This is a genomic window from Brevundimonas lenta (assembly GCF_014196335.1).
GTDB lineage: Bacteria > Pseudomonadota > Alphaproteobacteria > Caulobacterales > Caulobacteraceae > Brevundimonas > Brevundimonas lenta.
The window spans coordinates 89,760-116,490 of record NZ_JACIDM010000003.1; the positions used below are offsets into that span (position 1 = coordinate 89,760).

At 70.0% G+C, this 26,731-nt stretch carries 33 protein-coding genes; 8 read left to right on the top strand and 25 right to left on the bottom strand.

Translation table 11 applies throughout. The annotated features are described in order from the left end of the window. Positions 1–33 precede the first annotated feature (33 nt). Positions 34–672: a DUF2799 domain-containing protein gene (locus GGR12_RS13660; protein WP_183205011.1), complete on the bottom strand. Its 639-nt coding sequence runs from the start codon at positions 670–672 to the stop codon at positions 34–36. A gap of 126 nt (positions 673–798) precedes the next feature. Here GGR12_RS13660 and GGR12_RS13665 point away from each other — a divergent pair, with 126 nt between their 5' ends. From GGR12_RS13665 to rpoH, 4 genes are all read left to right on the top strand, one after another. Then, positions 799–1,800, top strand: a complete 1,002-nt coding sequence (locus GGR12_RS13665) for an RluA family pseudouridine synthase (protein WP_183205012.1) — start codon at positions 799–801, stop codon at positions 1,798–1,800. Continuing rightward, the gene (locus tag GGR12_RS13670) at positions 1,797–2,501 is read left to right on the top strand and encodes a hypothetical protein (RefSeq protein ID WP_183205013.1); all 705 of its coding nucleotides are present in this window, start codon (positions 1,797–1,799) and stop codon (positions 2,499–2,501) included. The genes GGR12_RS13665 and GGR12_RS13670 overlap by 4 nt, the downstream gene beginning before the upstream one ends. 15 nt (positions 2,502–2,516) lie before the next feature. Beyond that, on the top strand, positions 2,517–2,825 hold the full coding sequence (locus tag GGR12_RS13675; protein ID WP_183205014.1) for a GNAT family N-acetyltransferase: 309 nt from the start codon (positions 2,517–2,519) through the stop codon (positions 2,823–2,825). Positions 2,826–3,038: 213 nt separating this feature from the next. Next, positions 3,039–3,923, top strand: a complete 885-nt coding sequence (rpoH, locus tag GGR12_RS13680; RefSeq protein WP_183205015.1) for an RNA polymerase sigma factor RpoH — start codon at positions 3,039–3,041, stop codon at positions 3,921–3,923. Positions 3,924–3,997: 74 nt separating this feature from the next. Here the strand turns inward: rpoH and GGR12_RS13685 are convergent, their stop codons facing one another. The 8 genes from GGR12_RS13685 to GGR12_RS13720 all read right to left on the bottom strand — a co-directional run bounded on the left by GGR12_RS13685 (position 3,998) and on the right by GGR12_RS13720 (position 13,851). Then, a complete protein-coding gene (locus GGR12_RS13685) occupies positions 3,998–4,804 on the bottom strand; it encodes a response regulator (protein ID WP_183205016.1) in 807 nt (268 codons plus the stop codon). Between the two features lie 72 nt (positions 4,805–4,876). Beyond that, positions 4,877–6,172 carry an adenylosuccinate synthase gene (locus tag GGR12_RS13690; protein ID WP_183205017.1) on the bottom strand — a complete coding sequence of 432 codons (1,296 nt, stop codon included), beginning with the start codon at positions 6,170–6,172 and terminating at the stop codon, positions 4,877–4,879. Positions 6,173–6,257: 85 nt separating this feature from the next. Beyond that, entirely contained in the window at positions 6,258–7,421 is a 1,164-nt protein-coding gene (locus GGR12_RS13695; RefSeq protein WP_183205018.1) for a phosphoserine transaminase, read from the bottom strand. Then, positions 7,418–8,314, bottom strand: a complete 897-nt coding sequence (locus GGR12_RS13700) for a DnaJ C-terminal domain-containing protein (protein WP_183205019.1) — start codon at positions 8,312–8,314, stop codon at positions 7,418–7,420. Before GGR12_RS13700 ends, GGR12_RS13695 begins: the two co-directional genes overlap by 4 nt. A gap of 113 nt (positions 8,315–8,427) precedes the next feature. Continuing rightward, on the bottom strand, positions 8,428–12,138 hold the full coding sequence (locus tag GGR12_RS13705; RefSeq protein WP_183205020.1) for a baseplate multidomain protein megatron: 3,711 nt from the start codon (positions 12,136–12,138) through the stop codon (positions 8,428–8,430). Next, a complete protein-coding gene (locus GGR12_RS13710) occupies positions 12,139–12,573 on the bottom strand; it encodes an NlpC/P60 family protein (protein ID WP_183205021.1) in 435 nt (144 codons plus the stop codon). After that, positions 12,570–13,223 (bottom strand): DUF2163 domain-containing protein, encoded by a 654-nt coding sequence (locus GGR12_RS13715; protein WP_183205022.1) that lies wholly within the window; start codon positions 13,221–13,223, stop codon positions 12,570–12,572. The genes GGR12_RS13710 and GGR12_RS13715 overlap by 4 nt, the downstream gene beginning before the upstream one ends. Continuing rightward, entirely contained in the window at positions 13,216–13,851 is a 636-nt protein-coding gene (locus tag GGR12_RS13720; RefSeq protein WP_183205023.1) for a DUF2460 domain-containing protein, read from the bottom strand. The genes GGR12_RS13715 and GGR12_RS13720 overlap by 8 nt, the downstream gene beginning before the upstream one ends. Positions 13,852–14,015: 164 nt before the next feature. Here GGR12_RS13720 and GGR12_RS13725 point away from each other — a divergent pair, with 164 nt between their 5' ends. Further along, positions 14,016–14,498 (top strand): DUF805 domain-containing protein, encoded by a 483-nt coding sequence (locus GGR12_RS13725; protein ID WP_183205024.1) that lies wholly within the window; start codon positions 14,016–14,018, stop codon positions 14,496–14,498. A gap of 9 nt (positions 14,499–14,507) precedes the next feature. Here GGR12_RS13725 and GGR12_RS13730 read toward each other — a convergent pair whose 3' ends face one another. From GGR12_RS13730 to GGR12_RS13765, 8 genes are all read right to left on the bottom strand, one after another. Continuing rightward, a complete protein-coding gene (locus tag GGR12_RS13730; protein ID WP_183205025.1) occupies positions 14,508–15,035 on the bottom strand; it encodes a phage tail tape measure protein in 528 nt (175 codons plus the stop codon). Between the two features lie 63 nt (positions 15,036–15,098). After that, on the bottom strand, positions 15,099–15,272 hold the full coding sequence (locus GGR12_RS13735) for a phage tail assembly chaperone (RefSeq protein WP_343053265.1): 174 nt from the start codon (positions 15,270–15,272) through the stop codon (positions 15,099–15,101). Then, positions 15,269–15,559, bottom strand: a complete 291-nt coding sequence (locus GGR12_RS13740) for a GTA-gp10 family protein (protein ID WP_183205026.1) — start codon at positions 15,557–15,559, stop codon at positions 15,269–15,271. Before GGR12_RS13740 ends, GGR12_RS13735 begins: the two co-directional genes overlap by 4 nt. Then, complete coding sequence (locus GGR12_RS13745) at positions 15,559–15,969, bottom strand: phage major tail protein, TP901-1 family (RefSeq protein ID WP_183205027.1); 411 nt, start codon at positions 15,967–15,969, stop codon at positions 15,559–15,561. The genes GGR12_RS13740 and GGR12_RS13745 overlap by 1 nt, the downstream gene beginning before the upstream one ends. 86 nt (positions 15,970–16,055) lie before the next feature. Next, complete coding sequence (locus GGR12_RS13750) at positions 16,056–16,454, bottom strand: DUF3168 domain-containing protein (RefSeq protein WP_183205028.1); 399 nt, start codon at positions 16,452–16,454, stop codon at positions 16,056–16,058. After that, a complete protein-coding gene (locus GGR12_RS13755; protein ID WP_221212398.1) occupies positions 16,451–16,744 on the bottom strand; it encodes a head-tail adaptor protein in 294 nt (97 codons plus the stop codon). Before GGR12_RS13755 ends, GGR12_RS13750 begins: the two co-directional genes overlap by 4 nt. An 11-nt stretch (positions 16,745–16,755) precedes the next feature. Next, positions 16,756–17,022, bottom strand: coding sequence for a head-tail connector protein (locus GGR12_RS13760; protein WP_183205029.1), 267 nt, complete (start codon positions 17,020–17,022; stop codon positions 16,756–16,758). 148 nt (positions 17,023–17,170) lie between these two features. Then, positions 17,171–18,415 (bottom strand): phage major capsid protein, encoded by a 1,245-nt coding sequence (locus tag GGR12_RS13765; RefSeq protein ID WP_183205030.1) that lies wholly within the window; start codon positions 18,413–18,415, stop codon positions 17,171–17,173. Positions 18,416–18,509: 94 nt separating this feature from the next. Between GGR12_RS13765 and GGR12_RS13770 the strand changes: the two genes are divergently transcribed. After that, entirely contained in the window at positions 18,510–19,382 is an 873-nt protein-coding gene (locus tag GGR12_RS13770) for a hypothetical protein (protein WP_183205031.1), read from the top strand. Between the two features lie 128 nt (positions 19,383–19,510). Further along, positions 19,511–19,777 carry a hypothetical protein gene (locus GGR12_RS13775; protein ID WP_183205032.1) on the top strand — a complete coding sequence of 89 codons (267 nt, stop codon included), beginning with the start codon at positions 19,511–19,513 and terminating at the stop codon, positions 19,775–19,777. Here the strand turns inward: GGR12_RS13775 and GGR12_RS13780 are convergent. The 8 genes from GGR12_RS13780 to GGR12_RS13810 all read right to left on the bottom strand — a co-directional run bounded on the left by GGR12_RS13780 (position 19,774) and on the right by GGR12_RS13810 (position 24,713). After that, positions 19,774–20,229 (bottom strand): hypothetical protein, encoded by a 456-nt coding sequence (locus tag GGR12_RS13780; protein WP_183205033.1) that lies wholly within the window; start codon positions 20,227–20,229, stop codon positions 19,774–19,776. The two genes, GGR12_RS13775 and GGR12_RS13780, sit on opposite strands and share 4 nt — an antisense overlap. 22 nt (positions 20,230–20,251) lie before the next feature. Beyond that, complete coding sequence (locus GGR12_RS13785) at positions 20,252–20,719, bottom strand: HK97 family phage prohead protease (RefSeq protein ID WP_183205034.1); 468 nt, start codon at positions 20,717–20,719, stop codon at positions 20,252–20,254. Then, a complete protein-coding gene (locus GGR12_RS13790; protein ID WP_183205035.1) occupies positions 20,716–20,940 on the bottom strand; it encodes a hypothetical protein in 225 nt (74 codons plus the stop codon). Before GGR12_RS13790 ends, GGR12_RS13785 begins: the two co-directional genes overlap by 4 nt. Positions 20,941–20,942: 2 nt before the next feature. Further along, positions 20,943–22,103 (bottom strand): phage portal protein, encoded by a 1,161-nt coding sequence (locus tag GGR12_RS13795; RefSeq protein WP_183205036.1) that lies wholly within the window; start codon positions 22,101–22,103, stop codon positions 20,943–20,945. 53 nt (positions 22,104–22,156) lie between these two features. Further along, entirely contained in the window at positions 22,157–23,377 is a 1,221-nt protein-coding gene (locus tag GGR12_RS13800; RefSeq protein ID WP_246328932.1) for a DNA-packaging protein, read from the bottom strand. Further along, positions 23,340–23,603 carry a hypothetical protein gene (locus GGR12_RS16660; RefSeq protein WP_246328933.1) on the bottom strand — a complete coding sequence of 88 codons (264 nt, stop codon included), beginning with the start codon at positions 23,601–23,603 and terminating at the stop codon, positions 23,340–23,342. The genes GGR12_RS13800 and GGR12_RS16660 overlap by 38 nt, the downstream gene beginning before the upstream one ends. A 175-nt stretch (positions 23,604–23,778) precedes the next feature. After that, positions 23,779–24,249, bottom strand: a complete 471-nt coding sequence (locus GGR12_RS13805) for a YcgN family cysteine cluster protein (RefSeq protein WP_343053266.1) — start codon at positions 24,247–24,249, stop codon at positions 23,779–23,781. Positions 24,250–24,284: 35 nt separating this feature from the next. Continuing rightward, positions 24,285–24,713 (bottom strand): hypothetical protein, encoded by a 429-nt coding sequence (locus GGR12_RS13810; protein WP_183205039.1) that lies wholly within the window; start codon positions 24,711–24,713, stop codon positions 24,285–24,287. A 178-nt stretch (positions 24,714–24,891) separates the two neighbouring features. Between GGR12_RS13810 and GGR12_RS13815 the strand changes: the two genes are divergently transcribed. Next, a complete protein-coding gene (locus GGR12_RS13815) occupies positions 24,892–26,721 on the top strand; it encodes an ABC-F family ATP-binding cassette domain-containing protein (protein ID WP_183205040.1) in 1,830 nt (609 codons plus the stop codon). The last annotated feature ends 10 nt before the right edge of the window (positions 26,722–26,731 follow it).

Below are 26,731 nucleotides of genomic sequence, written 5' to 3' on the forward strand. Positions count from 1 at the left end.
GCCCGTACGATCAGATCGTCCGGGCCTTTCTTCTTACCAGCGACCGTAGGAACGCTCGAACCGATAGCGAACGTCGCGCGCCCGCATTTCGGCGTCGTCCAGCGCCCGCTGCGCGCGGCGCCAGTCGCGTTCGGTGTCCTCGCGTTCGCGTCGGACTTCCTGAATCCGGTTGCGGATGACGTCGCGCTGTTCGTCGGTCAGACCCTCGGTCCGCAGCTCCCGCTGCTTGGCGTCCAGCTTGTCGTCCAGCTCCTCGAGCCGTCCGCCGAGGCTGTTGATCAGGCTTTCCGCGTCCCGCACCGCCTGTTCCGCAGCGTAGACGACGCGCCCATCCTCATAGGCCGGCATGAAGTCGCGCTCCAGCTCCGCCGGACACACGCCCGCGTAGCCGTTGCCGCTGCGGCCTTCGGCGAAGCCGCGGCCGGGCGTGCAGTACGTGATCACCCCCTGCGACCAGCCGCTCCGGTACGCCGCGTCGTCCGGCGCGATCCCGTGCTTCATGCACGCCTCGGCATGTTCGCCGAGCCGGCTCTGGGCGAGGCCGGAGGCCCCGTCTGAATAGCCCTGGCCGCTCCAGTCGCCGGCCAGGCACTGATCCTTGCTCATGGTCGCGCAGCTGCCGAGCATCAGCGCTGCCGTCGTCGCCGCAGCGGCGAACAAAATGGTGCGCATCGCGCCCTCCCCCCGATAGACGCGGGCACCATGCCGTATGGTTAAGCTTCTTCCAAGTGACGGTTTGACCCGCCCCGTCCCGCCCATGCTAGACGGGTCGGACCGCCGCCCGGCGGCGGAGCGCCCGTGTCCGACGAACCCCTCCTCACCGAAGACGACGAGCCGACGGCGCTGGAAGCCCGCATCGAGACCGCCGGCGTGCGCCTGGACAAGGCGCTGGCCGAGGCGTTTCCGTCCCTGTCGCGCGCCCGGCTTCAGGCCCTGCTGGCCGAAGGCGCCGTCACCTGGGAGGGCCAGCCTGTTTCAGGCGGTTCGGCCAAGGCCCGTCCCGGCCTCTACGCGGTCATCCTGCCGCCCGTCGCGCCCGCCGAACCGCAGCCGGAAGCCATTCCGCTGACTGTCCTGTTCGAGGACGCCGACCTGATCGTCATCGATAAACCCGCCGGCATGGCGGCCCACCCGGCTCCGGGGAGCGAGACCGGCACGCTCGTCAACGCCCTGCTGGCCCACTGCGGCGACACCCTTTCGGGCATAGGCGGCGTCGCCCGTCCGGGCATCGTCCACCGTCTGGACAAGGACACCTCCGGCGTCATGGTCGCCGCCAAGTCCGACCGGGCTCACGCCGGACTGTCGGCCCTGTTCGCGACTCACGACATCGAGCGCACCTACATCGCCCTCACGCGAGGCGCTCCCAGCCCGGGCAAGGGCCGGATCGAGAGCCTGATCGGCCGCTCCTCGTCGGACCGCAAAAAGATGGCCGTGCTCCGCTCGGGCGGGCGCAACGCCATCACCGACTATGTGGTCCAGGCCACCTTCGGACAGCCCGCCAAGGCCGGCGGCGCCCCGATGGCCGCCCGGGTCGCCTGCACGCTCCATACGGGCCGGACCCACCAGATCCGCGTCCATCTCGCCTCAAAGGGCGCGCCGCTTCTCGGCGACCCAGTCTACGGTTCGGGCAGCCCCGTCGCACTTGTCCGCGCCGCCATCGCCGATGCGGGTCTGACGCGCCAGGCGTTGCACGCGGCCATCCTCGGTTTCATCCACCCCGTCACCGGGCAGGCCCTGCGCTTCGAGACCGCCCCCCCTGCCGATATGCTGGCGCTGGAAGCGGGACTCGCCGCCCTGTGAGAGTGATCGTCGCCGCCGCTCTGCTCCTTCTGCTCGCGAACTGCGAACGCGCGGTCGATCTCGTTCCGTGGAAGGGTCAGCCGGGTTCCACCCAGCCCAACGCCGTCGGCCTGGTCACCCTGCCCTGCGACGCCTCCACGCCGCTGGAGCCTACCCGTCCCTATTACTGCCGCCGTGATCGACATTTCGTCACGCCGCCGGCGCGAGAGGCCCTGGTCACGGCGGCGAAGGCCATGCGCGCCCGTTACCCCGGCGAAGTGCTCCGCTTCATGGACGCCTCCGGCCCCGACGGCGAGAAGCCGTTTCCGCCGCATCTCAGCCACGGCGACGGCCGCCAGATCGACCTCGGGCTCTACTACACCGACGTGAAGGGCCGCCCGCTCGACCACTTCCCCGCCACCGACCGGTACGGCGGCTACTGGCCGGCCGAGCCGCCCCGCCCGGGTGAGGAGATCGCCTGCCCGAACGGCCGCCCGGCCCGCGCCGAAAAGCCTGATCCGCCCGCCAACCGCCCGTGGAGGCTGGACGAAGCGCGGACGAAAGCACTGATCCAGGCTCTGATCGCAGATCGCCGTGTCCGCCGTATTCTGATCGAACCCCACCTTGAACGCCGCCTCGGCCTGTGGGGCCATCCCAAGCTGCGCTTCGCCGGCTGTCAGGCCGCGCGCCACGACGACCATATCCACGTCGACTTCCACTAACCGGAGCCCCCCCCCATGGCCGACGCCGACATTCGCGACAACGCCGACGCCCACCGCTACGAACTGCCGGTCGGATCCGAGGTGGCGGTGGTCATCTACAATCTGTCCGACCGCAACCTCATGATCACCGAGACCCTCGTGCCGCAGGCGCTTGAGGGTCAGGGCATCGCCAGCCGGCTGGCGAAACACGTGATCGAGGACGCCCGCACCCGCGGCCTGCTCATCCTGCCGGTCTGCCCGTTCTTCGCAGGCTACCTGCAGAAACACCCCGAACATGCAGACGTCGTGCACCCCACCTACCGCTCCATCCTCGGCCTCGAATAGTAAGTCTTGATTAAGGACTGACCCTCTGATATACAGCCGCTCATTCGGTGCAGTGGCGCCGGGGCAACGGTCACGCTTTCATGTGACGATCCGCCTCTGACAAAGGCTGAAACCCGACCCTATTTCATCGGTTGAGGGGTGAGGCGTCGGCGCACATACCGTGGCCGTCTCCGTTGGACCCGCTCGTTGAATACGGTCGGAGGGACCAGACTAATGGCTAACAGTACGCTCGCGGTGATGTCGCCTGAACAGGGACTGTCGCGCTATCTCACGGAAATCCGTAAGTTTCCGATGCTGGCCAAGGATGAGGAGTTCATGCTGGCCAAGCGCTGGACGGAACACCAGGATCCGGAAGCCGCCCACCGCCTTGTCACCTCGCACCTGCGCCTCGTGGCCAAGATCGCCATGGGTTATCGCGGCTACGGCCTGCCGATCGGCGAAGTGATTTCGGAAGGCAACGTCGGCCTGATGCAGGCCGTCAAGAAATTCGACCCGGACAAGGGCTTCCGCCTCGCCACCTACGCCATGTGGTGGATCCGCGCCTCGATCCAGGAATACATCCTGCGCAGCTGGTCGCTCGTGAAGATGGGCACGACCGCCGCGCAGAAGAAGCTGTTCTTCAACCTGCGCAAGGCCAAGAGCCAGATCTCGGCCTTCGAGGAAGGCGACCTGCACCCCGACCACGTCGAGATCATCGCCACCAAGCTGGGCGTGACCAACGAGGACGTCATCAGCATGAACCGCCGCCTCGGCGGCGACGCCTCGCTGAACGCCCCGCTGCGCGCCGATGGCGAGAGCGAGTGGCAGGACTGGCTGGCCGACGACACGGCGATCTCGCAGGAGACCGCCCTGGCTGAAAGCGAGGAGAAGTCGCTCCGCATGGGCCTGCTGCAGGAAGCCATGGAAGAGCTGACCGATCGCGAGAAGCACATCCTGACCGAGCGCCGTCTCAAGGACGACCCGGTCACGCTCGAGGAACTGGCCGGCCAGTACGGCGTCAGCCGCGAGCGCGTGCGCCAGATCGAGGTCCGCGCCTTCGAGAAGCTGCAGAAGGCCATGCGCGCCGCCGCCGAAGAGCGGAACCTGGTCGACGCCTGACTGCGCTCAAGCAGCGCGCTCAAGTAGCCCGAAGGGCGGTAGCGCCACTGGAATGATGTTCAAGGCGGGCTGTTTCAGCCCGCCTTTTTCATGGGCTCGGCCTTGTGCATGGCCAGCAGGGCGCCGATCGGAGCGGACAGCGTCTCCTTGCTCGGCGGCGCCGAGGCGAGGCTGACCTCCAGCGCGCCGACGGCGACGGCCAGTCGCGAGTCCGAAACCTTCATCGCCAGCGCCTTCAGCGCGCCCGCCTGCTCGCGGATCGCCCGCGCGGCCTGGGCCGGGTCGTTGTGGAACTGATCCAGCGCCGACGCCAGGATTCGCATCGCCTGATCCTTGGCTTCGGCGTGGGCGGCCGCGCCCGTCGCCGGTCCGTCGCCGCGGCGCTTGGCCGGTCCGGTGTATTCGCCCGAGTTGAAGCGACGCCGGTCGGGGCCGACATAGGCCACCGCCTCGATCCAGTTGCGCGGCTTCAGGGCCACGTTCTCGATCCGCCGCAGCAGGTCCGCGCTGGTGTAGGGCTTGCGCAGGAACTCGTGCACGCCGGCGTCGCGCGCCCCGATGATGGTCGTCGCCGTCGCCTCGGCCGTGACCATGATGATCGGCGCCCGGCGACAGGCCATTTCCGAACGCCGCAGCGCCTTGGCCAGGCTTTCGCCGTCCAGTCCCGGACCGGTGCGCTCGGTGAAGACGATGCCGGGCTCCAGCGCCGCGGCGGCCTTCATGGCGCGCGCCTCGTCAGCCTCGATCATCACCTCGCGGGCGCCCAGCGCCTTGACGATATCGGTCAGCAGGCGCGCGGCGTGCGGGTTCGGGTCCACGATCAGGACCTTGCCCATCACCGGCTCAAGCTTGACCAGTATCCGACGATCGATTGCGAACACGCAGTATCCTCCACCTCCCGAAAGTGTGGCCGATACAGGGTTAAAGTGGCTTGAACGCAGTCGCTTGCGCGGTCAGCCCTGGAAGGGATCGCGCATCAGGATCGTGTCGTCGCGCTCGGGGCTGGTCGACAGCAGCGCCACCGGCGCGCCGATCAATTCCTCGATCCGCCGCACGTACTTGATGGCGTTGGCGTTGATGTCCTTGAAGCTGCGCGACCCGGCGGTGCTCTCGCTCCAGCCTTCCAGCTCCTCGAACACCGGCTCCGCCGCCGCCTGTTCCTTCAGGCTGGACGGCAGGTAGTCCACCACCTGCCCGTTGATCCGGTAGCCGACGCAGATCTTCAGCGTCTTCAGACCGTCCAGCACGTCCAGCTTGGTCAGGGCGATCCCGTCGATGCCGTTGATCGCCACCGACTGGCGCACCAGCACCGCGTCGAACCAGCCGCAGCGGCGCGCCCGGCCCGTGTTCACGCCGACTTCGCGGCCCACGGTCGCCAGATGCTGCCCGACCTCGTCGTTCAGTTCACAGGCGAAGGGACCCTCGCCGACGCGCGTGGTGTAGGCCTTCACGATGCCCAGCACATAGCCGACGCCGCGCGGCCCGATGCCCGAACCGGCCGCCGCCTGTCCGGCCACGGTGTTCGAGCTGGTCACATAGGGATAGGTGCCGTGATCGACGTCCAGGAACGCGCCCTGCGCGCCCTCGAACAGCACGCGCTTGCCGGCCTTCTGGGCCTGGTCCAGCACGCGCCACGCCGGCTGCATGTACGGCAGGATCTTCGGCGCGATCTCCAGCAGCGCCTGCAGCAGCGCCTCCGGATCGATCGGCTCCAGCCCCAGGCCCGCGCGCAGCGGATCATGGTGCGCGCGCAGACGATCTATCTTGACCTTCAGGTCCTCGGCGTTGGCCAGGTCGCACACGCGGATCGCGCGACGACCGACCTTGTCCTCATAGGCCGGGCCGATGCCGCGGCCCGTGGTGCCGATCTTGGCTCCCGGCGCGCTGGCGGCGGCTTCCCGCGCCACGTCCAGCGCCGGGTGGATCGGCAGGATCAGGCAGGCGTTGTCGGCGACGATCAGCACGTCCGGGCTGATCTTGATCCCTTGCGCCTCGATCTTCTCGATCTCGCCGACCAGGTGCCAGGGATCGACCACCACGCCGTTGCCGATGATCGAGGGCTTGCCCTGCACCACGCCCGACGGCAGCAGCGCCAGCTTGTAGACCTTGCCGTCCACGACCAGCGTGTGGCCCGCGTTGTGACCGCCCTGGAACCGCACGACCATGTCGGCCCGGTTCGACAGCCAGTCGACGATCTTGCCCTTGCCCTCGTCGCCCCACTGGGCGCCGACTACTGCGACGTTCGCCAAGGTTCACTCTCCGCTGATCCGGCTTCCGGAATGCGGGCGCAGCCTATAGCGGGGGAATCGTCGGGTGTCGTCCCGGCCAGGAGGATTATTCCGCCAGCGCCGTCTCGAACGCCCACTCCAGCCACGGCGTGAGCGCCTCGATATCGACCGTATCGACCGTGCACCCGCACCAGATCCGCAGGCCGGCCGGGGCGTTGCGGTGGCTTTCGATGTCGAAGGCCGCGCCGGCCTCCTCGACCAGCGCCTTCATCCGTTTCACCAGCGCCTGCCGCCCGGCCTCATCCATCGCCGTCACGCGCGGATCGACGAGCTTCAGACAGACAGACGTCGTCGACCGCGTCGCCGGGTCCCCGGCCAGGTATTCGACCCACGGCGTCCGCCGGACCCAGACGTCCAGCGCCGCAGCATTGGCCTCGGTCCGCGCGATCAGCGTCTCCAGCCCGCCGACTGACAGGCCCCATTCGACGCCGTCGATCCAGTCCTCGATCGTCCAGACCGAGAAGGTGTTGATCATCGACCCGGTCGCCAGCATCCGGTCGAACCCGTTCGCGTCCCGCAGTCTCAAAACCTTCGGCACGCTGCGCGGCGGCTCATAGCCGTCCAGCCGCGCCACGGCCTTCGGCGACAGCGCCGCCACGCCCAGCCCGGCCTCGCCGCCCAGGGCCTTCTGGAAGCTGAACGTCACCACATCCAGCTTGTCCCACGGCAACGGCATGGCGAAAGCCGCCGAGGTCGCGTCGCAGATCACGATCCCTTCACGGTCTGCCGCGATCCAGTCCGCCCCCGGCGCCTTCACGCCCGAGGTCGTGCCGTTCCAGGGGAAGACCAGGTCTTTCTTCGGATCGACCTTCGACACGTCGGGGAACTGGCCCCACGGCGCCGTCAGCACTTCGGGCTCCAGCTTCAGGTGATCGCTGATGTCCGTCGCCCAGACCTGGCCGAAATTCTCGAACGCCAGCACCTGCACCGGCCGCTCGCCCAGCATCGACCACAACGCCGCCTCGACCGCCCCGGTGTCCGAACCGGGCACGTAGACGATCTGCCAGTCAGCCGGGACCTGCAGCAGTTCGCGGGTCAGCTTCAGCCCGTACGCGAACCGCGCCACCACCTCGGGCGCGCGAATGCCGCGTCCCAGCAGGGCATGAGGAATAGTCTGGCTGGACCAGCCCGGCCGTTTCGCCGTCGGCCCGGACGAAAACCACGGACGTTCCGGCTTCACATTGGGCCGGTTGACCGCCGCTCCCGTCACGCCCGCCCCTTGGCGCGCATGTCTTCGGCCAGCTTCGTCAGGGCGTCGTCCTCCTGCTCGGGCAGCATGACCATCAGCTTGGCCAACAGGTCGCCGCGCTTGCCGCCGACGAACGCGCCGCGCCCTTTCAGGCGCAGCACCTTGCCCGAGTTCGAGCCCTTGGGAATGGTCATGCTGACGGTCCCCTCGGGCGTCCGCACCGGCACCTTGCCGCCCAGCACCGCATCCGTCAGCGGCACCGGCAGGTCCATCGTGAGGTCAGCGCCATCCCGCGTAAACACCGGGTGCGGCGCGATCTTCATCTCGATCAGGGCGTCGCCCGCCTCACCGCCCCGGCCGGGCGCGCCCTGCCCGCGCAGGCGGATCGTCTGACCATCCGCCGCGCCCTTGGGGATCGTGACGTCCAACGTGCGACCGTCGGAGAACTGGATCCGCCGCATCGCGCCCGTGATCGCGTCCTCAAGGCTGATTTCCAACGTGGCGCGCACGTCCTGGCCACGGCTCGAAAAGCCGCCCGCCCGTGTGCCGCTGGCCCGCCCGCCGCCGAACATGCCGCCGAAGATTTCGTCCAGATCGACGTCCTCGAACCCGCCACGCTGGCCGGTCTGACCGAACGGGCTCCCACCCGGGCGTCCACCGCCGCCGCCACCGAAGCCGCGGAATTGCTCGCGTCCGTCGGCGTCGATCTCGCCCCGGTCGAACTTCTTGCGCTTCTCGGCGTCGCCCAGCAGGTCGAACGCAGCGGTCACCCGCTTGAAGCGTTCGTCAGCTTCGCGATTGCCCGGATTTTTGTCCGGATGCAGTTCCTTGGCGAGCTTGCGGAACGCCTTCTTGATCTCGTCCTGGCTCGCGCCCCGGGCGACACCCAGTTCCTTGTAGGGATCGCCCGCCACTCGAAATCCACTCCGTCCTGGGTCTGATCGCTGAGCGCATCCGACCCGCCAAGAATCCAGAGCTCTCCAGTTAGGACATCGCCGCCGTTCCGCAAAGGCGATCGCGCCTGAATTCAGACCAGCGCGCCCCTCGCCTCCGCGCCCCAGCCGTAGCCGTCGCCCCATTGCGCAACCGCAATCGCCGCGCCCGGGCCCGGCCCGTCAGGGAAGTCATCAGCCACATTCGCCCCCGCATAGGTCGCCTCGACGTCGTTGACCTCCATAGTTCGCACCACCGCCGAGCCGTTCAGCACCCGCACCCTGAACCGTAACGGATCACTCAGGCCCGCCTCGCCCTCCCACCGATCTCCGTCCACCCGGTTCCGCGGAATCCAGCTCAGGTCGTATCCGCCATCGACGCTCGCCTTCGCTCTCAGGTGCGCCGGGCTCCAGGGCTGATCGTGCAAACCGGTCGGCGTCCAGATGATCTCCGTAACGCTCGCCCCGCCGGCTGGAGCGCCCGCAGGTCCCGCCCGCCAGATCAAAGGCAACCCCCGCTCGCCGATCGCGGACTCAATCCGCGCCGGAACAGCGTCCAGAAGCACCACCACCGAGCCCGTGGGCGCAACTGACGCTCCGGTTCCCTGCTGACCGCGCAGCAACCCCGACAGCCGCCACACGTCGTCGCCGACCAGTTCGGCCGTGCGGTACTGCACCAGCTCCCAGCCATCCGCCCCCTCAACAGCGACCGTATTCGCACCCGCCAACACTGCTGCAGACGATCGACTCTGCGGCGCGCGCCCTTCGACCCGGACCAGCAATGCGTTCGTCCCGTCCCACCGATCCCGAACGCCGGGCGCCAGCGACTCCACCAGCACCCCGACGGTCGCCGGCAGGGCCACCTGCCCGCGCAGCGTCAGCGCCTCCGCCGAGGTCCCCGCCGCCACCTGCATCGGTCTCCACGGTTCGCCCGCGACGACCGCGATCGGTCGCCGGTCGTCCTCCATGCCGGGCAGCGGAGGCAGTTCCAGCATCCGAAAGAACGGCGCGCCGGTCGGCATCGCCGGGTCCGTCACCACCGGGCCGCCTGCGTCGTCCCCGATCGACATCGGGACCACAGGCTCCAGCGTGGCGGCCGCATTCTCCTCCAGATCGATGCGAACCACCCGCCAGACACCGACATGACCCTCGACCTCAACCTGATCGCCCGGTTCCAGCCGCAGCGCGTCCAGCGGTCCCAGCCCGACCGTCAATCGCTCGCAGTCCAGGGCGGTGAGCGCGCGCTCCGCCGCCGCCCCGGCCAGCGCCGGCGAACACACCGCCGGCACATCCAGATCGATCCCGGCGCCGTCGCCGGCCTGCCGCGCCCCGGCCGTGCCGGTCTGATAGTCCCTGTCGCCGTCGATGAAGCGCACCCGCGCCGACACTGGCCGCAGCTCCAGCACCCGGTCGGCGACGACGCTCGTCCCCTCATCGGGCAGCGCCAGATCATCCGCCCCCAGGCTCGCGACGATGGCCTCTTCGCCGGCCATCACCACACGCCCGCCTCGCTCCACGGCGACAAGGCCCAACGCGCCCAGCAACGGCTCCAAGGCATCCCGTGTCCGCATCGGCCGGTCGATCACATAGCCCGAAACATCCCCCGCGAACTTCCCGATCCCGAACGCGTCCTCATCCACGCCACCGCGCATCAGCATCGCCGCGATCACGTCGCGCGCCTCGGCCCCGAAGCGACCGTTCAGCCAGTGGCCGGTCCGCCAGGCCCCGGCGTCGGCCCACACATCCAGCCGCCCCGGGAACGTCGGCCACGGCCGCGCGTCCCAGCACCAGGCGTCCGCCGCCTCCAGCATCGCCCCGCCGTAGACTTCGGACACCGGGTTGTTCGCCGCGAAATGGCCCAGCACCGCTTCCAGCGCCCGCCGCTGCATCCGGTCGTCACGGGCGCCGGTCGAATGCGGAGGCAGGGCGCTCTCGGTGCTCTTCGGATCCTGGAACAGGTTCGGCGCATTGCCGCCCCGATCCACCGCCCCGCAGCCGAACTCCGTCAGGCGCACCGGCTTCATTCCCGGAACCCACGCCGTCGCCGCGTCGGAGCGGACGCCGCCCGGCCGGTCATGGTGCGCATGGCTCCACCATCCCGCCAGGTCCTTGACCCGGAACACCCAATGCTCGCCGTGCGCACCGTCGACGATCGGGGTCCGCATCTGCGCCGCCCGGTCCGCCTCGCTGGCGTAGTACCAGTCGAAACCGTCCCCGCCGGCGACCTGCTCCGCCAGGTAGGCGGGATCGTCCGCCCCCGCGGACGTCGCCCCGTCCACGCCCCCGTCGCCCTCCCGCCAATCGCCCAGCGGCGGATACCAGTCGATGCCGACGTAATCGATCTCCGGGTCGGCCCACAGCGGGTCCAGGTGGAACAACACCTCCCCGTCCGCACGAACACCGGCATACTCCGACCAGTCCGCCGCATAGGACAGCGCCACGTCCGGTCCCACCACCGCACGGCATTCCGCCGCCAGCGCCTGGAACTGCGCCACCGCCGGAAAGCCCCCGGCCGCATCGCGGGTCATCGTCAGGCCACGCATCTCCGAGCCGATCAGCAGCCCGTCCGCGCCCGTCTCCGCGACCAGGGCCGCATAGTGCAGCGCCAGCCGCCTCAGGCCCCAGCCGTCCGCCGCGCCGAAGATCGCCGCCACCTCGTCCGCCGCCCCGGCGCCGTCGTCACCGCGCACGCGTCCCCGCCACGGATAGGCCGCCTGCTCCTCGCCGCCGTACGGATCGGGCAGGCCGTTTCCGGTCGGCAAGTCCATGAACACGAACGGATACAGCGTCACCTCCAGCCCCCGCGCCTTCAGCTCCGCCACCGCCTGTCGCACGCTCTCGTCCGAAGGCGTCCCGCCATAGGCTGCGCCGCCCCCGCTCTGCGAAACCGGCCGCGCCTCATGCCGCGCCAGCCCGGCCACGGACCAGACCAGCGGCTCGGTCGCCTTGTCCGCCCGGTCGACGCGTGGCCGGATCGTGCAATGTCCCGCGCGCAAATCGTCGCCGAACCAGCCCACCACCAGGCTCACCCGCTTCAGGTTCGGGTACTGCGCCTGAAGCTGATCCAGCGACAGGACCAGGTCGCTCCGCCCGTCGGCGGCGTGCATGTTCTCCGGCGTCGTCCGGGTCAGCCCCTCGCGCCGCATCACCGGCTCGGTCGCCAGCACGAACTCGCCCGCCCCCGGGATCAGGCACACGCCCTCCAGCCGGTCCTCCAGCCGCGCTTCGCCGCCGCGAGGCCGGCGGAACACCTCGAACCCCAACTGCGGAACCCGGTTGCCATGGGGCCCCAGCGGCAGATCCTCGAACACCACATAGGCCGTGCCGCGATACGCCGGTGCCCTGCCCTCGATCGCCTCGATCAGCGGGTCGGGCGCCTGCGTCTCCCCGCCCCGATGCACCCGCATCGTCAGACCCGACAGATCGATCAGCCTCCCGTCCGCCCACACCCGGCCGACCCCGTCGATCTCGCCCTCGCACAGCGCGACGGCGAAGCTCAGCGAATAGCCATACTCGACCGTCCTCGGACCGCCCTTGCTCCCGGACGACGTCTTGCGGCCCTCCAGAAAGCGCGCCGCCCAGATCACCTGCCCGGTCACCCGCGCCCGGCCGAACACGCAGGCCATTGGCGCGCCCTCGGCCGTGCCCTGCACCTTCAGCGTCTCAAGGCGCGGCCCCCGCTGCCGGGCCGGGTCCAGCCCGGCGATCGCCCGCTGGTCCAGCGTGCGCCCCACCTGCGCCCCCAGCGTCGCCCCGGCCGATCCGGCGACCGAGCGTCCCACGCTGCCCAGGATCACCTGCGCCATTCAGTTCTCCTTCGGCCAGGTGAAGGCGGCCACCAGTCGCCGCCGCCACCAGCTTCCCATCCAGCTTTCGACCACCGCCCGGCCCCAGTAGGCGTGGATCATCCGCCCCTCCCCGTCCGCCTCGCTCAGGATCGCGCAGTGCTTCGCCGCGCATCCCGCCGCCATCCGGAACAGCAGCACGTCGCCCGGCCGCGCCCGCGCCGGCGGGATCTCCACCAGCCAGCGCCGCGCCGCCGCCCACAGCGTCTCCTCCCCGCCCGTCTCGGCCCAGTCGGGCGCATAGGGCGGCGGCGTTTCAGGCTCGGCGCCCACGACCTCCCGCCACACGCCGCGCACCAGGCCCAGGCAATCCGCCCCCTCGCCCTTCAGGCTCGCCTGATGCCGGTAGGGCGTGCCCAGCCAGCCGCGCGCCGCGTCCAGAAACCGCGCGCTCATCGGCGTCTCCGACCGTCGTTGCGGCCGCCCTCCACCGGGGCCGCGGTCAGGAAATCGTCGCCGGGCACGTCCGGAAAGCCCCTGAACCTCGCCCCGTTGCCGAAGGTCCCGACGCAGGTCTCCCAGCGGCGATCGCACCGCACGCCCGGAAAACCGGCCGGATCGACCCCGCACCGGGCGTCGCCCAGAACCGCGTCGCACTCGCGGCCATAGGTCCGCCCGACGACCCGCTCCAGGGCCGCCATCGGACCTTCCAGATCGGCCGTGAAGCCCGTCCCCTCCTGCCGCACCTTCGCCAGCCGCGCCGTCTGCAACCGCACCCGCAGATCCGGCCGCGCCCAGTCCACGCGCCAGATCTCCACCGCCGCGCCGTCATAAAGCCCGGCCTGCAGGTCGCCCGCCGTGATCGCGTCGTCGTCCAGCCCGCCGGCCGCCGCCCCCGATCCCGCGGCGAGCCCCTCGGCCGTCCCCGTCGCACCCGCCGTCCAGCCGCTCGCGGCCCGGCACGTCACGCCCCCGACCTCCAGGTCCCGGTCATGGTCGGTGAAGCCCAGCACCGTTCCGTCCAGCCGCGTCAGCATCCAGGCATGGCACAGCGTCGCCGCCCCGCTTTCGATGCGGGCGGCCATCTCCTCCGGAATCTCACGCATCGGCCTGCACCCTGACCTCGATCAGCGGAACCGCCGCCATCCGCCCGGCGTCGAAGCTCTCCAGCGTCACCTCGATCCGGTCGGCGTCGAACCGCACCGGCACGTCGAACTCGAACCCGGCGGTCACCGCCGCGCCCTCGCCTGGCGCGACATGAAACTCGACCACGCCGAACGCCGCATCGACGGCGAAATCAGTCGTCTCGACCCCGTCCAGCGCGACCCGCACCGTTCCCTCGACCGGCTTGGCGATCCGGCGGCTCCATGCGTCCTCGCCGTCGCCGTAGCGCTTCGTCAGGGCGAACCTCGTCCGCACCCCGTCGCCCTCGCCCAACAGCTGATCCGTCGGCGCCGGCGTCGTCCCCGGCGCACACGACCGGCAGTCGGCGAAGTCCCTGAACCGGAACCCGTACAGTCGCCCCCGCCGCGCCTCGAAGAAGGCCGTCAGCGTCGCCATGTCGTCCAGCGACGCGAGATTCGCCCCAATCAGATAGCGCCGGCGCCCATCCGCCCACGGCGTCGACCGCCGCTCGAAACCGGAGCCCAGCGTCACCACCTCGGTCCGCCGCTCGACCCCGCCGCTCGATCCGAACGCCAGCCGCGCAGGCAACCTCACCTCATGGAATGCCATGAAACGTCCTTCGTCCATTGGTTGAAAAAGCAGCTCGTCGCCGGTCGCCGGCGGCCCGGTTCCACAGGCCTCGACCAGACCGCGCGTCAGCTTCCCTTGTCGGGCGAGCGCTGGTCGGTCATCCTCACGCCGGTCAATTCAACCAGCACGTCAGGGAGGGCGGCATGTCCATGGATTCCTCGAGCCAGATTCAGGGCTTCGATTGGCAGAAACTTCTGTTCTCGTTCGAAGGCCGCACGCGCCGGTCGCATTTCTGGATCGGCTGGCTGATCATCCTCGGCATCAGCGTGGTGACCAGCTGGATTCCCGTGGTCAACCTGCTGGCCATCGTCCTGATCTGGCCGCAACTGGCGATCTCGGTGAAGCGTCTGCACGACATGGGCAAGACCGGCCGGCTGGTGCTGATCCCGATCGTCGTCGACTTCGTCATCGGCATCTTCGCCTTCGTCACCGTCGGCATGCACATGGTCAACAACATGGCCGCGCTTGAGGCCGAAGATCCCGCCGCCGTCATGGGTCTGATCGGCCCGATCTTCGGCTGGCTGGCGCTGATGTTCCTCGTCAACATCGCCTTCCTGCTCTGGATCGGCATCACCGACAGCCAGCGCGGCGACAACAAATACGGCCCCAACCCCAAGGGCCTGTAAGCCCTCGTTCTAGAGCCGGCGCGCGCCCAGACTGGCGGCGCGCGCCAGCATCTGGGCGATCTGCGCCTCGGAGCGCAGCAGCCCCTGGACCCCGCCGTCCACCCTGACGTTCACCGTCACCCCGCCAGCGCCGATCGGCTCGATCACGCCCGCGCCCGACGGCCGGAACACTTCCGGCCCGCGCTCGCCGACCAGATAGGCGCCGCCGCCCGACACCGGCCCGCCATCGGCGCGACTTCCTGAAAACATCGACCCGACAGCCTGCGCGATCGCATCGCCCAGTCCGCCGCCGCCGCTTCCGGCCGAGGCGTTCACCGCCGTTAGCACCGCCCGCGCCAGCTCCGCCAGCGTCACCCCGCCGTCGGCCGCCGCCCGCGCCAGCGAGCGCGTCAGGCTTTCGCCGGCCCGCCCGAACGCCTGGCCGATCGCGTCCGCCGCCCGCTCGGCCGGCTCGCGCAAACTCTCCAGCGCCGCCGCGGCCTCCGCCGTCCTCTGCGGCACACCCTCCAGCCCGCCGGGCTCGAACGTCTCACTCATCTCTTCCTTTCTCCCTCCCCGTTCGGGGAGGGTGGTCGCGCAGCGACCGGGTGGGGGCGGCCGTCAATCCGGCCATGCCTCCGCCATCCGTTCCAACTCGCACCGCCGCATCGGCTCCGCCCCCGTAGGCCGCTCCGTCAGCATCCGCCATTCCTTCAGCGACAGCCGCCAGAACGCCGCCGGCTGCACGCCCAGCGCCGCCGCCGTCCGCAGCATCGCCGCCCAAGGAGTCTTCACCCGGCTGCGGCGACGAACGCCTTCGCCACCGCCTCCGCCGCCTCGCGCGGATCGACCGCCGCCTGGCCCAACTCGCCCGCCAACGCATGCTCCCCGCCGCCCCGCAGCAGCGCCGCCAGCACCACCATCAGGTCTCGCGCCGACAACGTCCGCATACGCTCCGCCAGCCCGGCCGCCCCTTCGATCGCCAGCGCCGTCTCGATCTCGGCGAGCGCGCCCAGCGTCAGACACAGCCGCCGCTCTGCGCCGGCCAGAGTCGCCGTCGCTTCACCCCGGACCCCGTTCATCACAGCGGCCCGAAGCTGATCTCGCCCGCGCTCGCCAGGCTGATCGCGAACGTCGCCTCGCCCTCGTGCTCGCCGGCGTATTCCAGCGCCGCCACCAGGAACGGCCCCTCCAGCGCGCCGAAGTCCGGCACGATCAGCTGCCAGGCCTTCGCGGCCTGCGAAAAGAAGGCCTCCCGGATCAGGGCGTCCGACGCCGCGTCGCGGAAGATGCCCTGCCCGCTCACAGCCGCCGACTTCACTCCCGCCCCGGCCAGCAGCTCGCGCCAGCGCCCGGCGCTGTCCCCGTCCGTCGCATCCACCGTCCGGGCGTTCAGCGCGATGGTCCGCGCCCGCAACCCCGCCACCGTCGTGAATACGCCCGGTCCGCTCTCGATCTTCAGCAGAATGTCCTTGCCGCGTTGAGCGCTCATTTGAATCTCCGTCATCCTCGGCCAACGGAGCGGGCGCAGCCCGCGCAGGCCGGGCCGAGGACCCAGCCGCTCCGACAATCATTGGTTCAGGCGTCTTCCGTCACGGCGCGGAGCCGCAGCACCGCAAATGTTCTGTTTCCATCCGGGGCCGGCCACACATCCGCGAACCGCACGCCCAGGCTCACCGCCCGCACCCCGTCGGCTTCCAGCCGGGCGTCCGCCAGCCGCAGACGCACCGCCGCCGCGATCGCCTTCGCCTCCTCGGTCCCCTTTAAGCGCGACATCACGGTCAGGGTCAGCGCGTGCTCGATCCCGCAGCCGTCCGCCCGCACCGGGCGGCTCTCGCTTCGCCCGAGCAGCACATGCGGAAAGCCCGTGCTCTCCGGAGCGCTATCCCAGACCCGATCCCCGACCAGCGCCTGCAGCGCGTCATCCGCCCGCAGATGCGCGATCAGCGCCTTCTGCAACGCCAGTTCATGGCTCATCGCATCCGCTCCAGATTCACGATCGCCCTTCCGCCGACGGTCTCGCCCGACGCGATCCGCCAGTCCGTCCCGCCGAAGCGCAGCACCCTTCCGGCCGTCAGTCGCCCATCGGCGCGGGTCTCGGCGGTCACCGCCTCCACGGCCCGCATTCCGCCCGCCTCCTGGCGTTCCCGCCGGCGTCGCGCGCCCAGCTTCAGCCATGCGGAACCCAGCGGCTCCCAGCTCACGCTCCGGCCGCCGTACGGCGTCTCCGCCTCGACCAGCTCGAACAGCCCGGCCAACAACTTCATCGCGCCGGCGGTCAAAGCCGCACCACCCGGTACGGCGCGATCCAGGCCTCGACCGGCGGGACCGCCATCTCGCCCTCGCCGCGCTCATAGGCGCGCAGGATCAGCATCAGGATCGCCAGCCTCAGCGGCGCCGGCGAGGTCGAGGTCAGGCTCAGCCCCACCTCCCCCTCCACCCGCGCCCGGGCTGCATCGATCAACGTCTGGATCAGGCTGTCCTCGGCGTCGTGCTCGACGCGCAGGAACAGCTTCGCTTCCGTCAGCGAGACGGGTGCGGTCATTTGGATCTCGCTTTGCTCGATAGGGGCGAGGGTCAAGGGGCGAGGATCGAACCCCGCGCTTCACCTCGACCGTCGCCGGCTTCACTCGGGAACCGGGACGAGCGTCGAGTCCCTCGACCCTCGCCCCTCATCCCTCGACCCTCCGCGACTACGTCGCCGAGAACTTCATCACCTTGATCGCGTCGAAGTCCTGCACCCCGCCCCCGACGCGACGGGTCGTGTAAAACAGCACATAGGGCTTGGCCGAATACGGATCCCTCAGCACCCGCACGCCCGCGCGATCCACGATCAGATAGCCGCGGCGGAAATCCCCGAATGCGATCGCCGTCGCGTTGGCCGCGATGTCCGGCATGGTCTCGATCTCGGTCACGGCATAGCCCAGCAGGCTGGCGGTATCCCCCGCGCGCTGCGCCGGCTGCCAGATGTAGTTGCCGTCGGCGTCCTTGAACTTGCGCACCGCCGAGACCGTGCGTCGGTTCATCACGAAGCGCGAGTTCGGCCGGTACTGGGCCTTCGGCGCATAGACCAGGTCGATCAGCCGGTCTGTCGGGCTGGTCGAGGCGAAGGCGCCCGCGCCGCCCGAGGCGACATAGCCGATCTCGCCCCAGTCCTGATCGCCGTCCGAGACGATGTCATAGTCCAGGAAGCCGCGCGGCTTGTTGACGCCGTCGCCGTTGACGAAGGCCTCGGTCTCCTGGGCCGCGAACGCGTCCTCGACCTCGGCGGCCAGCCATTCGTCCAGGTCGACCAGGGCGTCGTCCAGCAGCGACTGCGTCGCCGCCGGGCAGGCGTACAGATCGGCCGACGGGAACTCCAGCAGCGCCAGGGTCGCCGGATCCGTCTCCGGTCGCGCCGCCGTCTCGGCCACCCAGCCCGAACCCACGCCGGCGATCGACACCGGCTTGCGGAACACGCCCGCGCCCACGGTGCGCACCGTGGCGATCTCGCGCATCGGCGAACCGGCCATCAGCCGGCGCTCGATCGCGCGCTCGGTCTGCTCCGGCACGATGTAACCGCCCGAACTCGGGGCCGACGACAGCCCCGTCTTCAGCTCCAGCCCGAAGCTCGCGCCCGTCTTCAGATAGCCGTCGAACGCCGCCTTGGTCTCCTCCCCATGCAATGGGGAGGGGGACCGCGAAGCGGTGGAGGGGCCCGCCCCCAGCTCCGGCCTGCGCCCCTCGCTCACCACGCGGTCCAGCCGCGCCTGGGCGCTCGACACCGCCTGGTCGATGCGGGCCACCTTCTCCTCCAGCAGCGTATCCGCGCTGGCCTTGCGCTCGATCTCGTCCAGTCGCGCATCGTTGGCGCCTTTGAACGCCTCGAACGCGGCCATCATTTCATGCATGGCGGCGCGCGCCTCGGGCGAGCCCGATGCCTGTTTGGTCTCTTTCATTCTCTCTCCGCTTCTCAGGAACCGCAGATCGCGGTTAGGGTCCGGGCGTGATCATCACGGCCCGGAAACTCTTGAATCAGGACGGGCTGCCCGCATGACCGCCTTCACCCGCCTCGAACGCGCCGTGATGGCGGCGCTCGCCCAGGACCTGCGGTCCCAGCTGCCCGACCTCGCCGGCCAGTTCGCTGCCAGCACGCCCAGCGTCCGACGCAACACCGGCTTCGGCCTGTTCACCGAGACCGTCGTCGACCGCAATCGGCCGGCTCCCGTCTCCGGCCCCACCGGCGAGTTCGGCGCTGTCCACGCCATGGTCGGCAAGCTGCACGATCCGATCGCCTTCAAGGTCCGTGTCCGCAACGGCGTCCTGCTCGGCCTCAACGGCGACAGCTACGGCCAGGACACCCGCTCCATCGATTTCGCCACCGTCTCCTTCGACCAGGTCTTCACCGTCGACGAGAACGGCGCTTCTATCCCGTTCGACGACGAACCCATCAGGGCCGAAGCCCCCGCGCCGCGCTATACGCCGCGCCCTGCGCCGGCAGCGCCGTCGTCCAGGCCCGCGCTTCCATCCAGCAAGCCGGCGCCCGTCCGCTCCAGCCCGCCGCCTGCGAAAGCCGACGCGCGCCCGCCAAAGGACGACCTCGGCGCCACCGGCCCGCTGGTCGATCTGATCCGGGCCGGTCAGTCGCCCGCCGCGCGTGAGGCGGTGATCGACGTCTTCAATCCAGACGGCGCCGCGCCTCTCCCCGACATGACGGCCGACGAGAAGAAGTCCCTGATCTTCGGCCTGTGGATCGCCATGTTCGCCGCGGTCGTCATCGCTGTGCTCGCCTTCGAGGCCCCGCTGACGGTCAGCGTCATCCTCGCCGCCGTGGTCGGTCGCTGGCTCCAGCGCCCCGAGGGCCTGGCGCTCATCCGCCGCGGTCTGAAGGCCTGGAAAACCGTCCGCGCAGCCTCGGCGGGTTGACCCAATTCACCGCAGGTTGACTGCGACAACTGATCGCTGATCATCGACCCAATGCGGGTCACCGAACGCTGGTCGCGCGAGCTTGCACCCCCTAGCACCGCCTCCGTACATTTCTGGAAACCGCTTACATGCTTGAGAGCCGCCTGCACGCCCTCACCGTTGACCTCGTCGCCATGGAAGCCGTCGTCCGCGCCCTCGCCCATGCCCAGGCCCGCAAGTCGCGCACCGCGCTGACCGATCTGCTCGAGTGCATTTCCGAAGAGGGCGACCGCCTCGGCGCCGGCGCCGCGCCGAACGATCCCGACGTCGCCAACGTCCGCGCCGCGCTCGACACCTGGGTCGACGACATCCGCGCCGCCGCCGCCGTGGTCGAGCCGGTCGAGAACGCCGCCTAACTCACGTCATACCGGTTGATCCGCGCCGAGGCGCTGGTCAGCTCCTGGATCAGCTGCCGCGAGAACTCCAGGTTCCGGTTGCGGGTGATCACGCCCGTGCTCGTCCGCACGCCCCGCGCCTCCCGCGTCAGCCTCCCGGCCGACACCAGCGCATCGATCCGCCGCCGCACCGTCTCGCGCGGCAGGCCCGTCGACTGCGCCACCGCCCGTCCGCTGATCGGCTTGTGCAGGTGATCCGGCACCGGTCCCCCGTCCATCGAGGCCAGGATCGCGGGGTCCCTCAGATGACTGCCCGAACTGGCCGCCGCCACGGTCAGCAGCACCAGGATGGTCTCCAGGTCGTCGTCGGGAAAGCAGTCGACCGCCAGCCGCATGATCCGCAGCAGCACCTCCAGCGCCGCGACGGCCTTGGCCCGCTCACCGGGAAGGACCCTCTGCGCCTCAGTCGTCATCTGAGCCTCCAGTCCCCCACGCTCAGGCTGCCTTCTTTCCGGTTTGAAAACCAGAGCTTCCCGAAGCGATGCTGAACCGCGCCGCCGGCAGCATCGGAAACGTCACCAGCGACACCTCCCACAGCTCCACCTCGACCAGCACCCGCAGCGCGCCCTCGCGCCTCGCCCGCGCCGCCCGGAAGCCGATCGACAGCCCGTCCATCGCCCCGGCCCTCGCCAGCGCCTGGGCGAACCGCGCCTCGGGCGACCAGTCCAGAATCCGGCCGCGCACGAACAGCCCGCGCTCGTCCTCGACCATCTCGTCCCACACGCCCGCGACCGACCGGCCTTCGTGCTGATGCAGCATCCGCACCCCGCCCGGCCCGCTCTTCGCCAGACTGGCCGCGAACGCCCCCTTCGCCACCACGTCCCGGTTCAGATCCGCCACGCCCCACAGCGAGGCGTAGCCTTCGATGACCAGTGGGGCCGGCTCCACGATCCGCCCCGTCATCCCGCCTCCAGCCGTCGCTCGATCCGGTCCACGGCGGCCCGCGTCGCCTCGCCCTGGGCCTCCAGCCGCGCCAGCCGCTCGGCCACCAGCCGCTGCTCGCCGACCCGCTCCTCCAGCGTCCCGATCCGCGCCGCCGCCCCGCCGGCCCACACCAGGCCGCCGACCGTCTGCACCAGCAGCGCGACGATCAGCGCCACGGGCGCCTTCCGCATCGTCTCCATCGTCATTCTCCCACGCCCGCCATCCGCCGACGCTCCTCGTCGGTCAGGAAGCTCGCCGCATTCAGCCGCGCCCACAGCGCCTCGCGCTCGGGCTGCAGCGCCGGCGACGCGTCCAGATCCGCCTCCACCCGCACGCCCGGGAACCGCCCGCCCAGCCAGCCGGTCAGCGCCGCCGCCGTCTTGCGTACGAGGGGCGCCACCGTCCCCCGCCAGAAGGCCGCATTGGCCTCGCGATAGTTGGCGTAGGTCGCGTCCCCCGGAATCCCCAGCAGCTGGGGCGGCACGCCGAACGCCAGCGCGATCTCCCGCGCCGCCGCATGCTTGCCGGCGATGAAGTCCATGTCCGCCGGCGTCCAGCTCATCGGCTTCCAGTCCATCCCGCCTTCCAGCACCAGCGGCCGTCCGGCGTTGGTCGCTCCCGTGTGCGCCTCGTCGATCTGCGCCTTCAGGGCCGCGAACTGGTCTCCGGTCAGCCGCTCGCCGTCCCCGCCCGCGAACACCAGCGCCCCCGATGGACGCGCGGAGTTATCCAACAGCGCCTTGTTCCAGGCGCCCGAGGCGTTGTGCACGTCGATCGCGAACGCCGCCGCCTCCAGCGGCGAGAAGCCGTAGTGGTCGTCGGTCGGATGAAACAGTTTCAGGTGCAGCACCGGCATCCAGCCGTCGGCCGCCCGCCCGATCCGGATCGATCGTCCGTCCACCGAGTACTCGTACGCCTCCGGCCAGCCGCTCCGCCCCGGAACCACCTTCATCCGGTCCGGCCGCAGCGACCACAGCTCGTCCGGCGCATCCTCGCCCGCCGCCTCGACATAGGCGTTCCCCGCCGTCTGCAGCGCGCCGTACAGCCCCTCCAGCCACTCCGCGCCCGACTGCTCCGGATTGGGTCGCGCCAGCAATCGCGCCAGCGGATGATCGTCCGTCCGCACGCCGTCCGCGAACACCTGCAACGGCGTCGCCGCCGCCGCCTCGGCGATCATCCGCACGCAGCGATAGACCACCGCATTCTTGGCGAAGCCCTCGCTCGCCAGGCTCGCATAGTCCCGCGGCGTCCACCGCGCCCGGCCACCACTCGCAAACGCGATCAGCGGCCCGCTCCGGCTCTCCTTGATCTCGGGCGCAACAACGCGCCGCCGGGTCCCGAAGGCCCGTCGCCAATCCAGCATGATGATCTCCTGTTTCCGTCAGTCCTCCGAAGCCGTGCAGCGGCGAAGGAGGATCAAAGCACCCGCACGCTCGGCGACCGCGTCGTATTCAGCAGCAGATGGCTCACCGCCCACACCAGGGCGTCCGCCCGGTCCGGACTGCGCCGCCCAAGCCCCAGCCCCAGACCTTCCAGCTCTTCCTCCAGCGGCCCGAAGGCCCGCGTGTGGATCACCCGGTTCTGGTCGTACAGCATCGCCACCGGCTCGGCCCGCGCCCGCTTGGAGGTCTTCGCGAACACCGGCTTCACCACCGCGCCGCATTTCGCCAGCTTCAGCATCTCCACGACCATGTCGCCGCCCTGGTTGACCTCGGCCACCACCCGGTCAGCCTCGTGCCGCGCCACCACATCGGCCACATGCGCCGCCCATTTCGCCGGGCTCATCCCCGCCACGCTCTCGTCGGCCAGCACATAGGCGACGCCGTGCGCGCGCCCGACCACCACGACCCCGCAGGCGTCCCCGCCCGCGGTCGCCGGCGGATCCAGCCCGACCACCACCAGGTCGAACCGCTCCGGCGCCCGACCGCGACAGCGGTCCAGCATGTCCCGCGTCCACAGCGCCTCGCCTTCCTCAAGGATCAGCCCTTCCAGCTCCTGCGCCGCCAGTCGGGTCCCGCCGTACAGTTCGCCCAGACCGCGCAGGAAGCCGCTCGCCAGGTTGCGGGCGTTGGCCCGCGTCGGCGCATGCGTCGTCTTCGTCGTCGGCTCCTCCGCCAGCGCCTTCAGCGCCGCGATCGGCCGGGGCGTCGTCGTGATCGCCAGCCGTGGATCATCCCCCAGTCGCAACCCCATCCGAAGCATCGGCAGCACGTCGCCCGGCCGCTTCCAGGCGCAGAACTCGTCGGCCCAGGCCGCGTGAAACTGCGGTCCCCGCAGACGCTCCGGCTCGGCCGCCGAAAAGGCGAACGCCTCCGCCCCGTTCGGCCACACCAGCCGTCGCCGCGCCGGCTCGTACGCCGGTCGCCGATATTTCGGCGCGATCGCCCGCAGCCCCGACGGCCCCTCGATCATCACCTCGCGCACGTCGTGCAGCGTCGGCCCGATCAGCGCCAGGCGTGCCCCGGGGACCGCCTGATCGGTCAGCCACTCGGCCCCCGCCCGCGTCTTGCCTGCCCCGCGTCCGCCCAGGAACAGCCAGGTCGCCCAGTCGCCGTCCGGCGGCATCTGCGCCTCGTGCCCCCAGCCCCGCCAGTCGCGCTCAATCAGGCGCAGTTCGTTCTCCGGCAGCTTCTGCATCAGCCTCGCCAGCAGCGATCTCGGCTGCGAGAGCATCCAGTCGACGCAAGAGTTCATCACGCAATCTCTGCTCCCCCGCCGCATCCAGCCGCTCGTCTTCCGGGCCCTCGAACGCGTCCAGTTCCCGCTTGGCCCGCGCGGCTTTCAACATGTGCGTCGCCGCCTGCGCCCTCAGGCTCAGCTCCTTCGGGTCCTCGCCCTCCGTCATCGCCATGATGGCGCGCACTTCTCCAGCCAGCGGCGCTTCCGCCGCCGGCTCGTTCCGATCCCTTTTTCCGGTCATGGCAAGAGTATGAGGCGCCAGCGCCCTATGGTGGGAGTACGCCGATTGTTTTTTACAACCGGCTGCTTTTCCTGACTCTTTTTTCGTCTACGCAGCGAGGTATCCGGATTTGGCCACCCTATCGGCCGCGTTCCTCACGCCACTCGGGGGCCTCGAAGTCCAGCGCGTCCTCGGCGTCTTTCAGCGCCAGTTCCGACACCGTCTGCCCGCGCACCGACACGCCCGCCTCGTGCACCGTCTCGCGGCTCCCCGACACCAGATGGTGCCAGCTCGCCAACGGCCGGCCCTCGTGGATCCGGCGATAGGCGCAGGACTTCGGCATCCACTCCAGCGCCTCGATATTCCAGGGCGTCAGCTTGATGCAGTCCGGCACATGCTCCTTGCGGTTCGCGTAGTCGGAGCAGGCGCATTTGACCGGATCGAACAGCTTGCAGTGCACCCGCGTCGGGATCACCTCGCCGGTGTCCTCATCCTCGAACCGCACCAGACAGCACAGGCCGCACCCGTCGCACAGGCTCTCCCACTCATCGCGGGTCATCTGCGACAGGGTCTTGTTTTCCCAGAAGGGTTTGTCGGGGGCGGCGTTCACGCGCTTCCCATAAGGCGCCCGGGCCTGGAAAGCACCTATTCGACGGACGCCGTCTGCAGCGCCGCCCGGATTCTCGAACATTCGTTCGCCGCCGCAGCCCCCGCCTCATCGCAAGCCTGCAGCCACGCTTCGCGTCCCACGCGGATTCCGATTTCTTCGCCGAGCGCAACCGAGCGGGCCTCAACCACCGGCTGGCGGGCCGGCGCGACAGCCAGGTCGTTCTCAAGCTCGGTCTGGGTGAAAGTCATGGCGAACGCCCGCGCGAGTTCGACCCTCAGGCGCGGTCTGATCCCGTCGGTGAAGCGGTTGAACGAGGCCTTGAAGCTGTCCCGCATGTGATCGGGAAGCTCGTCCGCCTGCTTCAGCAGCGTGCTTCGCATCCCGGCCTGCATGCCCCCGATCGCCTCGTCGATGAACCTCGCATAGCGCGCGTTCACGATATCCAGTTCGGCCTGCGTCACCACGCTCGGATCGACCGCCTGGGCCGCCGACGGAGTCGCCGCCGCCAGGACGCAGACCAAAGCCGCCGTCGCCAGGCCTGAGCCCGCCATTCTCCGCATCAGTTTCATCATGGTCTCGCCCCAGGCTCCGCGCCCACGTCTATTGGCGCACTACCCCCGCCCGGTCTATAGCCCCCGCCTCATGGCCGCCCGTCCCCCTCTCGTCGCCCTCAAGGATGTCCGTCTGCAGGACGGTCCCCGCCCGCTGTTCGACGGTGTCGATCTGGCCATCGAACCGCGCACCCGCGCGGCCCTCGTCGGCCGCAACGGGGCCGGCAAGTCGACCCTGATGAAGCTGGTTATGGGCCTGATCGAGCCCGACGCCGGCGACCGCTCCGTCCAGGCCGGCACACGCTTCGCCTATGTCCCGCAGGAACCGGTCATCACCGGCGAGACCCTGCTCGACTACGCCATTTCCGGCGACGCCCAGCCGTGGACCGCCGAAGCCTGGCTGACCACCTTCGGCCTCGACCCGTCCAAGCCCGCGGTGAACCTGTCCGGCGGCGAGACCCGCCGCGCCGCCCTGGCCAAGGCCTTCGCCGAAGAGCCTGACCTGCTCCTGCTCGACGAACCGACCAACCACCTCGACATCCTCGCCATCGAACTGCTCGAGAACGAGCTGCTGTCGGCGCGCTTCTCGGTTCTCGTCGTCAGCCACGACCGCGCCTTCCTTAACCGCACCACCCAGGCGGTCCACTGGCTCGAGGGGCGTCGCGTCCGCACCCTCAACAAGGGCTTCGCGGCCTTCGACGAATGGGCCGACAAGGTCATGGAGGAAGAGGTCGAGTCCCTCCGCCGTCTGACCAAGAAGATCGAGGCCGAGACCTACACCTTCTACCGCTCCATCACGGCCCAGCGCACCCGTAACGAGGGCCGCGCCCGTGCGCTGCAGGCGATGCGCGCCGATCGCGCCGAGCGGGTCCGCGACCTGCCGCGCGAACTGAACCTGGGCGTCGATTCCGGCGCTCTCTCGGGCAAGCTTGTCGCCGAGCTGAAGGGCGTCACCAAATCCTTCGGCGACCGCACCGTCATCAAGCCCTTCACCACCCGCGTCATCCGCGGCGACTGTCTCGCCATCGTCGGCCCGAACGGGGCCGGCAAGACCACCCTGGTCAAGATCCTGCTCGGCGAACTGGCCCCCGACGCCGGCACGGTCCGCCTCGGCGCCAATCTCGAACCGGTCTACCTCGACCAGTCCCGCGAAGGCCTGAAGTCCGACATGACCCTGTGGGACGCGCTGACCCCGGGCGGCGGCGACAGCATCCTTGTGCGCGGCGTGCCCAAGCACGTCGCCGCCTACGCCAAGGACTTCCTCTTCCAGGAAGGCCAACTGCGCCAGCCGATCTCCACCCTGTCGGGCGGCGAGCGTAACCGCCTGCTGCTGGCCCGCGCCCTCGCCAAGCCGGCCAATATGCTGGTCCTCGACGAACCGACCAACGACCTCGACATGGACACGCTCGACAAGCTCGAAGAGCTTCTGGAGCAGTACGACGGCACCCTGATCCTGGTCAGCCACGACCGCGGCTTCGTCGACCGCCTCGCCACCTCGACCATCGCCATGAACGGCCTCGGCGACATCGTCGAGACGCCCGGCGGCTGGACCGACTTCATCCGCCAGAACCCCGGCTTCCTGCGACCCGGCGCCAATCCGCGCCCGCAGGACAAGGAAGCCGCCCGCCGCTCCGAGGCTGAGCCCGCTCCGGCCTCCGTAGCGCCCGCCGCCCCGAAGAAGCCGGCCAAGCTCACCTTCAAGGACCAGCACCGCCTGAAGGAACTGGAAGCGCTTCTCGAAGCCCTGCCCGACCAGATCGCCAAACAGGACGCCATCCTCGCCGACACCGGCCTCTACGCTCGCGACCCGGCCGCCTTCGACCGCGCCATGAAGGCCGCCGACAAGGCCCGCACCGAGCTTGAATCCGCCGAGCTGGAATGGCTGGAGCTGGAAGAGAAGAAGGCCGCCCTCGGCGTCTGAACGTCGCATG

Bases quoted from the DNA above. Each gene is read 5' to 3' on its own strand.
- GGR12_RS13660 (WP_183205011.1), bottom strand. From the start codon at position 672: ATGCGCACCATTTTGTTCGCCGCTGCGGCGACGACGGCAGCGCTGATG.
- GGR12_RS13675 (WP_183205014.1), top strand. From the start codon at position 2,517: ATGGCCGACGCCGACATTCGCGACAACGCCGACGCCCACCGCTACGAA.
- rpoH (WP_183205015.1), top strand. From the start codon at position 3,039: ATGGCTAACAGTACGCTCGCGGTGATGTCGCCTGAACAGGGACTGTCG.
- GGR12_RS13705 (WP_183205020.1), bottom strand. From the start codon at position 12,138: ATGGCGCAGGTGATCCTGGGCAGCGTGGGACGCTCGGTCGCCGGATCG.
- GGR12_RS13710 (WP_183205021.1), bottom strand. From the start codon at position 12,573: ATGAGCGCGCGGTTTCTGGACGCGGCGCGCGGCTGGCTGGGCACGCCC.
- GGR12_RS13715 (WP_183205022.1), bottom strand. From the start codon at position 13,223: ATGCGTGAGATTCCGGAGGAGATGGCCGCCCGCATCGAAAGCGGGGCG.
- GGR12_RS13720 (WP_183205023.1), bottom strand. From the start codon at position 13,851: ATGGCATTCCATGAGGTGAGGTTGCCTGCGCGGCTGGCGTTCGGATCG.
- GGR12_RS13725 (WP_183205024.1), top strand. From the start codon at position 14,016: ATGTCCATGGATTCCTCGAGCCAGATTCAGGGCTTCGATTGGCAGAAA.
- GGR12_RS13730 (WP_183205025.1), bottom strand. From the start codon at position 15,035: ATGAGTGAGACGTTCGAGCCCGGCGGGCTGGAGGGTGTGCCGCAGAGG.
- GGR12_RS13740 (WP_183205026.1), bottom strand. From the start codon at position 15,559: ATGAACGGGGTCCGGGGTGAAGCGACGGCGACTCTGGCCGGCGCAGAG.
- GGR12_RS13745 (WP_183205027.1), bottom strand. From the start codon at position 15,969: ATGAGCGCTCAACGCGGCAAGGACATTCTGCTGAAGATCGAGAGCGGA.
- GGR12_RS13750 (WP_183205028.1), bottom strand. From the start codon at position 16,454: ATGAGCCATGAACTGGCGTTGCAGAAGGCGCTGATCGCGCATCTGCGG.
- GGR12_RS13755 (WP_221212398.1), bottom strand. From the start codon at position 16,744: ATGAAGTTGTTGGCCGGGCTGTTCGAGCTGGTCGAGGCGGAGACGCCG.
- GGR12_RS13760 (WP_183205029.1), bottom strand. From the start codon at position 17,022: ATGACCGCACCCGTCTCGCTGACGGAAGCGAAGCTGTTCCTGCGCGTC.
- GGR12_RS13765 (WP_183205030.1), bottom strand. From the start codon at position 18,415: ATGAAAGAGACCAAACAGGCATCGGGCTCGCCCGAGGCGCGCGCCGCC.
- GGR12_RS13770 (WP_183205031.1), top strand. From the start codon at position 18,510: ATGACCGCCTTCACCCGCCTCGAACGCGCCGTGATGGCGGCGCTCGCC.
- GGR12_RS13775 (WP_183205032.1), top strand. From the start codon at position 19,511: ATGCTTGAGAGCCGCCTGCACGCCCTCACCGTTGACCTCGTCGCCATG.
- GGR12_RS13780 (WP_183205033.1), bottom strand. From the start codon at position 20,229: ATGACGACTGAGGCGCAGAGGGTCCTTCCCGGTGAGCGGGCCAAGGCC.
- GGR12_RS13785 (WP_183205034.1), bottom strand. From the start codon at position 20,719: ATGACGGGGCGGATCGTGGAGCCGGCCCCACTGGTCATCGAAGGCTAC.
- GGR12_RS13790 (WP_183205035.1), bottom strand. From the start codon at position 20,940: ATGGAGACGATGCGGAAGGCGCCCGTGGCGCTGATCGTCGCGCTGCTG.
- GGR12_RS13795 (WP_183205036.1), bottom strand. From the start codon at position 22,103: ATGCTGGATTGGCGACGGGCCTTCGGGACCCGGCGGCGCGTTGTTGCG.
- GGR12_RS13800 (WP_246328932.1), bottom strand. From the start codon at position 23,377: ATGCAGAAGCTGCCGGAGAACGAACTGCGCCTGATTGAGCGCGACTGG.
- GGR12_RS13815 (WP_183205040.1), top strand. From the start codon at position 24,892: ATGGCCGCCCGTCCCCCTCTCGTCGCCCTCAAGGATGTCCGTCTGCAG.